Source organism: Methylobacterium sp. GC_Met_3, from assembly GCF_026540775.1.
Classification (GTDB): Bacteria; Pseudomonadota; Alphaproteobacteria; order Rhizobiales; family Beijerinckiaceae; genus Methylobacterium.
Map to the genome: position 1 here is coordinate 1 of NZ_JALNUL010000089.1, position 9,956 is coordinate 9,956.

General features: G+C 65.4%; 6 protein-coding genes and 2 pseudogenes. 3 read left to right on the plus strand and 5 right to left on the minus strand.

Going from position 1 to position 9,956, the window contains the following annotated elements; translation table 11 throughout:
- Positions 1-107 precede the first annotated feature (107 nt).
- Positions 108-353, plus strand: a pseudogene (locus tag OXS27_RS30700) (transposase); the annotation flags it as partial.
- A 42-nt stretch (positions 354-395) separates the two neighbouring features.
- On the opposite strand, the gene OXS27_RS30705 reads toward OXS27_RS30700, so the two are convergent.
- Positions 396-1,004 (minus strand): hypothetical protein, encoded by a 609-nt coding sequence (locus tag OXS27_RS30705; protein WP_267361440.1) that lies wholly within the window; start codon positions 1,002-1,004, stop codon positions 396-398.
- 125 nt (positions 1,005-1,129) lie between these two features.
- Positions 1,130-1,279, minus strand: a pseudogene (locus tag OXS27_RS30710) (helix-turn-helix domain-containing protein); the annotation flags it as partial.
- Between the two features lie 320 nt (positions 1,280-1,599).
- On the opposite strand from OXS27_RS30710, the gene OXS27_RS30715 reads away from it, so the two are divergent.
- Positions 1,600-3,177: an ABC transporter substrate-binding protein gene (locus OXS27_RS30715; protein ID WP_267361442.1), complete on the plus strand. Its 1,578-nt coding sequence runs from the start codon at positions 1,600-1,602 to the stop codon at positions 3,175-3,177.
- A 25-nt stretch (positions 3,178-3,202) separates the two neighbouring features.
- On the plus strand, positions 3,203-5,395 hold the full coding sequence (locus OXS27_RS30720) for a N,N-dimethylformamidase beta subunit family domain-containing protein (RefSeq protein ID WP_267361444.1): 2,193 nt from the start codon (positions 3,203-3,205) through the stop codon (positions 5,393-5,395).
- Positions 5,396-5,413: 18 nt separating this feature from the next.
- On the opposite strand, the gene OXS27_RS30725 is transcribed toward OXS27_RS30720, so the two are convergent.
- The 3 genes from OXS27_RS30725 to OXS27_RS30735 form a co-directional block, all read right to left on the minus strand.
- Positions 5,414-6,712 carry an aminotransferase class III-fold pyridoxal phosphate-dependent enzyme gene (locus tag OXS27_RS30725; protein ID WP_267361446.1) on the minus strand — a complete coding sequence of 433 codons (1,299 nt, stop codon included), beginning with the start codon at positions 6,710-6,712 and terminating at the stop codon, positions 5,414-5,416.
- A gap of 720 nt (positions 6,713-7,432) precedes the next feature.
- Positions 7,433-9,109: a methyl-accepting chemotaxis protein gene (locus OXS27_RS30730; protein WP_267361448.1), complete on the minus strand. Its 1,677-nt coding sequence runs from the start codon at positions 9,107-9,109 to the stop codon at positions 7,433-7,435.
- 681 nt (positions 9,110-9,790) lie between these two features.
- Complete coding sequence (locus OXS27_RS30735; protein ID WP_267361450.1) at positions 9,791-9,931, minus strand: hypothetical protein; 141 nt, start codon at positions 9,929-9,931, stop codon at positions 9,791-9,793.
- Positions 9,932-9,956: the final 25 nt, after the last annotated feature.

The window sequence follows — 9,956 nt, forward strand, 5'->3', positions numbered from 1 at the left end:
CTAAGTTAGCCTTCTTCCTCACGATGTCGGCGCTCATCTCCGGCACGGTGTGGCAAGCCTCCAGATAGGCCGCCTCCAGGCTATCAAACTCCAGACCGAGATCGTCACGATCCAGGCCCGGTCGGGCTCGCCATCAGCTCTTGGTCTTCCTCGCCCACCCCGGCGCGGTCGAGCCGACCAACAACGGATCTGAGCGGCTACTGCGCCCGTCCGTCGTCCAGCGAAAGGTTACCAACGGCTATCGTGCGATGTGGGCCGCCGCGGGCGAAGCCGACATCCGCACTGTCGTCGATACGGCACGCCTCACAGGCAGCAGCCCCTTCGGCGCCATCCTCAAAACCATCGGCGCCTGAACCCAGCAGTTACAGGGGTGGGTAATTACCTAAAATTTAAGTTTACTTGGCCTTACAGGAGGCTAAATCAGCATCGATCTGTATAATTTGCACTTTAATTTTCTTCATCTGAGCCATAAGATTTTTTTTCGATGACTCAACTCCACTTTCTTTCGATCCTTTATAATCTTCTACGACCTCAGCTATCCCCTGAGCAGCCTTTACGAAGGTTTTAATCCCCCCAACAACTTTTGACGCTTTTGTTTTATCCAAACTTTCTAGAGTAGCTGAGAGAGCATCAACATGATTTTCTCCAACTTGTTGCAAGACTTTACGGTCGTCCAGTTGGCCGTTTAGACCATCTGTTACAAACGAAGCATGACTGTATATAACATTTACTGCCTTCCCGGCGGGGCCAGTAAAATTTTCGAGGACATCCATTGCGACATCGGCTGCCACTTTGATTAACTTTGCCGTAATTAGCGCGTTTGTCCAGAATTTCTCATTAGATCGCGCCTGTTCCGCTTCCTTGATGCTGGAGTCCAGCATCTTGATCAGGTCAGTAAGCGTAACTTTTTTATCTTCATAAATCTTTTTCTGCGCGCCACTTAAGGAACAAACCTTCTGAGCGTCTCTATTCACGACCGGTCGGACAGTTCCGCTTGCAGCCATGTCTTTACCTTTTCTCTCTAAACACGCCTGTTTAAACGTGATAGGCCCAATAGACGAGCCAACTGCATACCACATTTTAACGCAGAAACCGATACAAAATTAACATAGTAGTCGATGAGCGTAGGGCCGCCAAACTCATGCCGCCACCGGTAGTACGTCACTGAACTCACACCGATTGCGCGGATCACATCGGCGACGCTATGGCCCTGTGAGATCAGCACATCCGCCTGCCGCAGCTTGGCAACGATCTCCTTGGGCTTCGGGTGCTTTGCCAAGTCATCCGTCCTCCAGGCTCAAAAGCCATACCAAAGGGCGGACCACTTCAATGGGGGCGGATCAGTTGGGATGAACTGCCCGATAGTTCGGGATTGGGGCAACAGGAGGCTGTCCGCTTTTCCAGCGATCCCTCTCCGGAGCGGACCAGCGGCTTTCGGCAGTTGGAGACATCCATTCGGCGACGCGAAGCCGATGGCCAGGGTAGCGTCGAGATCAGGTGTCGCAGCGCCGTTCGGGTTTTGCGGGCTTGGCGGCTGATCGGCATGCTTCTTGTTGAGCACTCGCGTCAGCGCGAACGAGGCAGATCAGGATCATGGGGATGCGGCGGCGTAGGTTCCTCCAACTCGCCGGCGCGAGCCTCGCGATGCCCGCGGTCGCCCGGGCTGCTGGAAAGGACCGCGTGCTGCGCTTCGTTCCGCAGGCCGACCTCGCCCTCCTTGACCCAATCGTCACGCCCGCTTTTGTCACCCGCAATCACGGCTTCATGGTCTTCGACACCCTGTACGGAGTCGACGACGCCTACGTGGCGCGCCCGCAGATGGTTGCCGGACACGTCGTCGAGCAGGACGGCCTGCTCTGGCGGCTGACCCTGCGCAACGGGCTGCGCTTCCATGACGGAGAGCCGGTGCGCGCTCGCGACGTCGTCGCGAGTCTCAAGCGCTGGGGCGCCCGCGACCTCTACGGCTTCGACCTGATGGCGGCCATCGACGAAATGACGGCGCCGTCCGACGCTGAGGTGCGGATCCGACTCAGACATCTCTTTCCGACTCTGCCAGACGTGCTCGGCAAGGCCAACACCAACATGCCCTGCATCATGCCGGAGCGCTTGGCGAAGCTGGACCCGTTCAAGCCGATCCCTGAGGTGATCGGCAGCGGACCGTTCAAGTTCCTGGCCGCCGAGCGCGTTCCGGGCGCGCGCAATGTCTACGAGCGGTTTGCCGAGTATGTTCCGCGCGAGGGCGGCCCCCCGAGCTTCCTCTCCGGTCCGAAAGTCGCCCATCTGGACCGGGTGGAGTGGCGCACGATCCCGGATGCCGCCACCGCCGCCGCCGCGCTGCAGACCGGCGAGATCGACTGGTGGGAGCAGCCGATCCCCGATCTCGTCGCATCACTGGCCCGCGACCGCGACTTGCGCACCGAGGTGCAAGACGAAGCGGGTTTTCTCGGCCTGATGCGCGTCAACCACCTCCAGCCGCCCTTCGACAACCCCGCCTTACGCCGGGCCCTACTGATGGGGCTGAGCCAAGCGGACGTGATGACGGCGGTGGCGGGCGACGACCCGAAGATGTGGCGGGACGGCATCGGCTACATGACCCCGGGATCGATGGCGAACGATGCAGGGATGGAGCGCCTGTCCAGCATGCCGGATCTCGCCAAGGCCAAAGCCGCCGTGCAGGCGTCGGGTTATCGGGGCGAGCGCGTCGTGTTCATAGCACCGACCGACTTCCCGAGCATCAACGCGATGAGCGAAGTGACGGCCGACATGTTTCGCCGCATCGGCCTCAACGTCGACTACCAGGCGATGGATTGGGGTACCATGGTGCAGCGCTGGTCCTCAACGCAGCCCGTCTCGGCGGGCGGCTGGAGCGCACTGTGCGTGTTCACGACCGCGGTCTGCACGATCACCCCGGCCGACAACAAGTTTATCCGTGGCATCGGCAGCAAGGGCATCTACGGCTGGCCGACGAGCACGGCGCTAGAGGCGATGCGGGACGAATATCTCGCGACCTCGGATCCGGACGTGCGGTTGGCGATCTGCCGGCGGCTGCAGGAGCAGGCTTTCGAGGACGTGCCCTACCTGCCGCTCGGAGTCTACTTCCAGCCGACGGCGCGGCGCAGCACCGTTACGGGACTGCTGAAGGGTTTCCCGCTGTTCTACAACGTCCGCAAGGCGTGACGCGGCGGACCGAAGAGGCAACGACATGAGCAACGCGGCGCCGGCGGAACTACCCGTCACGGGATACATGTCCCGCTTCTCCGGGCGGCCCGGCGACACGCTCTCGGTCCACGTCAGCCTGCGCGATGGAGGTTCGTACCGGGCTCGGCTGGAGCGGGTTGTCTCGGGCGATCCGAACCCGGACGGGCCGGGTCTTCGTGTCGAAGACTTGTCCGCCCTCTTCGACCGGATGGTAGCCGGCCGCCGACAGCCAGTCCATGCTGGCTCCTATGGACTGGTGCCGGCCGGACCGGACCGGGACGCGTCTGCTCCTTGTACTTGGACCGCCCTCGTTTGGGCGGGCCGGCCGGGTGACACACGTGCCGTCCTCACTGAAGAGGCCAGCGATCGTGCCGTCGTCCTCTCGTTCGGTCGGGCGGGCGCGACAGCGTCGCTGCGGTGGGCGGGCGGCCGCGCCGATCTCGCCACGGATGCCCCGATCCAGCGGCGGCGCTGGTACCGGATCTGGCTCGCCGCCGACCCGCGGACCGGCGCGCTCACCCTCGGGCAGCGGGCGCTCGATGGCGGCGAACCAGTCATCCGGCGCGCCGACGATGCCGGGCTCGCGCTTCCCGCCGGGGGGCCTGTGCTGTTCGCGGCCGAGCGGGCAGCGGAGCCGGCGCGGCACTTCACCGGCAAGATCGAGGCACCGGCGATTTTAGATGGTCATGTGGCCGACTGGCTCGACCCTGGCCGCCTCCCCGAAGACGTCACGCCACTCGCTCTCTGGGACTTCGCGCAGGACATCGGCGGGACCGGGCTGATCGACACCGGGCCCCAAGCGCGACACGGCCGCGCCGTGAACCTGCCCACCCGCGGCGTGGTCGGGGCGTTCTGGAGCGGGCGCGAGACCTGCTTTCGCCACGCGCCCGAGGACTACGCTGCCATCCACTTCCACGACGACGACCTCGATGATTGTCGGTGGGAGCCCGACTTCGAGCTGACGATTCCCGACCTGCCGAGCGGCGCCTACGCCCTGCGGCTGACCTGTGCTGGTGGGGAGGACCGCCTGCCGTTCTACGTCCTGCCGCGCCGGGACGGCCCGCGGGCGCCGATCGCCTTCCTGGCCTCGACCTTCACCTACCAGGCCTATGCCAACCACGCGCGCGGCAACTTCGACGACAGCCTCCGCGCGCGGGCCGCCGCCTGGGGAGCCTCGCCCTACAACCCGGACGACTTCCCGGTCTACGGCCGCTCGACCTACAACCGCCACGCCGACGGCAGCGGCATCGCCTTCTCGTCCCGCCTTCGGCCGATCCTGACGATGCGGCCGGGCTACCTGACCTTCGATGACCCAAAGGGCTCCGGCCTGCGGCATTACCCCGCCGACACGCACCTCCTCGCGTGGCTCACCGCCAAGGACTTCCCGTTCGACATCGTCACCGACGAGGATCTCGACGACGAGGGCCCCGACCTGATCCGGCCCTATCGGACGGTCCTGACAGGTTCGCACCCGGAATATCACACCCCGGGCACGCTCGACGCGCTGGCGGCCTACACGGGCAGCGGCGGCCGCCTCGTGTACCTCGGGGGCAACGGCTTCTACTGGCGCATCGCCCGCCATCCCGACATGCCAGGCGTGATCGAGATCCGGCGCGCCGAGGGTGGGATCCGGGCCTGGGAGGCCGAGCCCGGCGAGTACCACAACGCCTTCGACGGCGCGCTGGGCGGCTTATGGCGGCGCAACCGTCGGCCGCCGCAGTCGCTGGTCGGCGTCGGCTTCTCGGGCCAGGGATTGTTCGAGGGCACCCACTACCGCCGGCTGCCGGCCTCGTACGAGGCCGCGCACGCCTGGATTTTCGAGGGGGTCGAGGGTGAGACGATCGGCGGGTACGGCCTGTCCGGCGGCGGGGCGGCGGGGTTCGAGCTCGACCGGGCCGACCACGACCTTGGCACCCCGGAGGACGCGGTGATCCTCGCGGTGTCGGAGGACCCGCCGAGCTCGTTCGTGACCGTGCCGGAGGAGATGCTCACGCACGTTTCGACCATCTCGGGCGAGGAGCCTGAGGAGCTCAAGCGGGGCGAGATCGTCTACTTCGAGACCCCGTCCGGTGGGGCGGTGCTGTCGGTCGGTTCGATCACGTTCTGCGGTAGCCTCTGGCACGCGGGTGCGTTCCAGGGCCAGATCTCCCGGCTGCTGGAGAACGTGGTCCGGCGCTTCTCGCGCGACGAGCCTTGAGGGGCGCAACAAGGGATTTCACGGGACGGCGTGGGCCTCGTCCAGACGCGCTGCGGCCGCGCGGTAGGCCGCGCGCGTGTCGGCCACATCCCGTTCGTCGTGGGCGAGTGAGACGTACATCTTACTGTCGCCCTTCAGGATTCCACCCGCCCGCAACAGGCCGTTGAGCTGCCGTGCGCGCACGGCATCTGCCCCTGCCATGCCGCGATGATCCATCACCCGCGACGTCGTGAACAGCGCGTCGAACATCGGCGGCTCGCCCACCATCGTGATGGCGTGCCCCGCCTCACGCAGCGCCGCCTCGACGCTGGCCCAGATGGCGCGCCCTGTCGCGAACAAGTGCTCGTACGCTCCCGGCTGCTTCAGGAGCGCCAGGGCGGCCAGCCCCGCCGCGGCAGCGATGGGGTTGCCGCTGAGCGTACCGATCTGCGGCGTGAAGCCTTCCGGCTCGACCCGCTCGCGGTCGAAGTGCGCCATGATCTCGGCTCGGCCAGCGATCGCCGCGAGCGGGTAGCCGCCGCCGATCACCTTGCCCAGCGTGCACAGGTCGGGCGTGACGCCGTAGTAGGTCTGACCTCCGCCGTAGGAGAGGCGGAAGCCGGTCACGACCTCGTCGAAAATCAACACGATGCCGTACTCGGTAGTTAGGTCGCGCAGGCCCTGCAGGAAGCCTGGTGCGGGCGGGATCAGGCGCTGCATCGGCTCTACGATCACGCCAGCGATCGCGTCGTGGTGGGCGTGGATCATCTCGCGCGCCGCTGCGAGGTCGTTAAATGGGCACACCAACATCTCGTCGAGCAGGCCGGGTGGAATGCCGGCTGTGTCGGCGACGGCGCGCCCCGTGTTGTTCTCACGTGCGGACCACAGGCTCATCAGGGCCCAGTCGCTCATGCCGTGGTAGCCGCCCTCGAACTTCAGGATCTTGGGCCGTCGCCGATGGGCACGGGCGAGCCGCATGGCGTAGGCGTCGGCTTCGGTGCCGGTGGAGACAAAGCGGACCTGCTCGGCGCAGGGCAGCGCTTCGACGATCTCGGCCGCGAGCCGGATGCCAGGTTCGTTGTTGACGAAGAAGGTCGAGCCGCGTTCGACTTGTTCCAACACGGCGGCGTTCACGGCCGGGTGGGCGTGTCCGACGAGCATGGGCCCCGACCCGAGCAGGTAGTCGATGTACTCGTTCCCGCTGACGTCCCACACGCGTCCGCCACGGCCTGAGCGCACGACGATCTCTCCGGCCATGTTGCCGAAGTTGCCCCCCGGCAGGACGCGTCGCGCGATCTGGGCTAGCGACTGCTCCTCAGTGGTGGTCGGCGTGTTCAACCTGCACTCTCCGAGGCTGTCGACGTCGCTGCCTGGGTGCACTGTCGCATCAGGAGGCCGACATCGTGAGAACACGTGCGCAGGGTTCGTGCCAAGGCGAGGGCTTGCCTGCCTCGGCTGAATGGTCATGCGCCCGAATGCGGATCGGCGTGGAGCCGTCCGCGTAGGGAGCAAGTGTCCGGCCTCCTGAGTCAACTGCGTGGCCGCGGACCTGTGATCTGCCCGCCCCGCGGCTTCGCGCCGTCAACCGACATCGGCTCGCTTCCCGAAACCGGAAGTTCGGCTTGGCGCCCATCCCGGTCATTCACGGAGCCGCGGACGTAACTCCATAGCGGACATTCACCCTGACGGCTGCGGCGCCCATTCGCATAAGGGTACGTTAGGGTACGGCTCACCGATGGTACGGCAAGCAGCCGCTACCGGACCAGCCACAAGCATTCTCATTATCGGCTACGCGGACGGCCTGCCAAGTTCCACACAGTTCTCTGACGTTCGCCGGTTCGCGTTCCAAAAGCCGACTACCACCTGACGGAACGGCTGCGCTTCGTGCTTCCAATCGTTCCGCTAGATCACGCCCTATTGGACCGACCTCGCCGTTGCGCCCGATGCATGAGCTGCGAGCAACCGGGACCGAGGCGGGCGCGATGGCGGCTATGGGTGGTTTTCTGCCGGTCCGCTTCCGCCTGAAAAGAAGCGGAAGCGGACGTGCGAGGGTTGGCGTCAGGCCGCGCGAACGGTGGCGAGGAAGCGCCTGACCTCGGCCGTCAGGTGCTCGGACTGTCGCGACAGCTCGGACGCCGCCCCGAGCACTTGGCTCGCTGCCGCGCCGGTGTCCTCCGCCGCGCTCGCTACGCCGGCGATGTTGCCGGTCACCTCGCCGGTGCCAGCCGCCGCCTGGGCGACGTTGCGGACGATCTCCTGTGTCGCCGCACCCTGCTGCTCCACGGCCGCGGCGATCGAGGTGGCGGTGGCGCTGATGTCGCGGATCCGCTGCGTAATGCCGCGGATCGCCGCTACGGCCTGACCGGTCGAGGCCTGGATCCGCCAGATCTGGCCCGAGATCTCCTGGGTCGCCCGAGCCGTCTGGCCGGCCAGGTCCTTCACCTCGGACGCCACGACGGCGAAGCCCTTGCCGGCCTCGCCGGCACGCGCCGCCTCGATGGTGGCGTTGAGCGCCAGCAGATTGGTCTGGCCGGCGATCGACGAGATCAGGCCGACCACGTCGCCGATCCGCTCGACGGCTGCGCTCAGTTCGAGCACCAGGGCACCCGTCTGGTCGGCCTCGGCCACGGCCTGCCGCGCGATGGTGGCAGAGCCGTCCACCTGCCGGCCAATCTCTTGGACGGAGGACCCGAGTTCCTCAGCCGCCGCCGCGACCGTCCCGACGTTGCTGGCCGCTTCCTCCGCGGCGGCGGCCACGGCCGTCGAGTGCGCGGCTGTCTCGGCTGCGGTGCCGCTCATCGCACTGGCCGTGGCCTGAAGCTCGGTCGCCGAGGACGACACCATGCCGATGATGCCACCGACCGCAGCCTCGAAGCTGTCGGCCATCTGGCACATGCCGGCCTCGCGCTGCTCCTCCGCGGCCAAGCGCGCCTGCGCGGTCTCCGCCTCCAGCCGACGGGTGTGGATCAGATTGTCCTTGAAGACCCGCACGGCCGCCGCCATCGAGCCGATCTCGTCTCGGCGCTCGGCATCTGGCACCTGTCCGCTCAGGTCCCCCGCGGCGAGACCTGTCATGAACGCCGTCATGGCTCGCATGGGTCGCGCCACGCTTCGCCCTATGAGGGTACCCAACAGACCGATCATCATGGCAACGATGGCCGCGCCGCCGAGAAGTCGCATCAGGGTGGGGCGCATCTGCGCCGCCGTGTCATCCGCGTAGATGCCCGATCCGATGATCCACCCCCATGGCGCGAAGCCTTTCACGTAGGAGATCTTCGCCACCGGCTGATCCAGGCCGGGCTTCGGCCAAAGGTATGGGACGAAGCCCGCGCCCGACTGCTTCACCTGCTCGACCATGTCGACGAAGAGGTGCTTGCCAGCCGGATCGACAATCCCGCCGATGTCCTTGCCAATCAAGTCGGCCTTGGGATGCAGCACCATGCGCGGGTGCATATCCTGGATCCAGAAGTACTCGCTGCCGGCGTAGTGCAGGTTCCGAACCGCCGCTACGGCCGCTTGCTGTGCGGCATCGCGGGTCATCCGGCCGGCGCGCTCCTCGGCTTCGAAGTAGGCGAGCACCCCTTGCGCGGTCTCGACAAGGTCGCGCGTCTTCAACTCGCGTGCGTCCGTGACCGTCTGGGACATGTCCCAGCCAGCGAGCCCGATCAGCACCGCAATGCCGCCGAGTGCGATCAGGGTGATCAGCTGAAGGCGCGTACCGACGCGGAAAGCCATGGGATCCTGCTGTGAGCTGCGCCAGACGGGCGGATGGGCAATCGTGTTTGGGCGCGTATCGCCGTGCCCGCGGCCTAACGTGCGAGGTGTCCGTCGGTGGCTAAATGCGTGGCGATGACAGCGGTCTATCAAGCTATGCGGTTAATAAAATTAAGTGCAACCTTTGATTGAAAGCTTGATATAAAGGTTTGTGGCTAGCCGCTTTCTGTAATGCGGTATTATTTATCACGATTCCGGGATCGAGCTGGCTCGATAATTCCAGGAGTAGCTGGTTGCCTCTTTCAATTTAACGTTGCCGGCCAGTCGGCGAATGACCGCTTTCAGGAAGCGCCTTTCTTCGATGGGATGGCCGACTTGGGTCGAGGCTGTGTCAAAACGCGGGTATGTAGCGAAATCGTAGAACGAACGTCTCCGCCCCAAGGATGATGGATCTCCAGATTTAGCGGCCGACGCCGACAAGAAGCCCGTTTGGCCGGTGCCACCATCCTTCGAGAGAACGTTTTTCTACAACGGCCGACAGCATTCGAGTTTTGACACAGCCTCGGTCGCTATCGGACTGTCCGCTCGGGGTGGGTTGAGGACCGTCCGCTTTCCGGGTGAGGTTCCTCCGAAGCAGTCAATGGCCGGTTGGTGCGTGTCGCCGGTCCTGACGGCGACATCCCGGTCGAGATCCGCCTCTACCTACCGCAGGCCCGGCAAATCCCGGGCGCGGAGCACCTCGGGTCGCTCGTGGGCGGCCATGACCGGGACGGACGCGTCGAGGATCGTCAGGGAGGCGTCGTCCGTGCTGGGATAGTGGCTGGGCGCCTTCTCGGCCGTCATCAGCCGGGATGGCGCTGGTCACTAG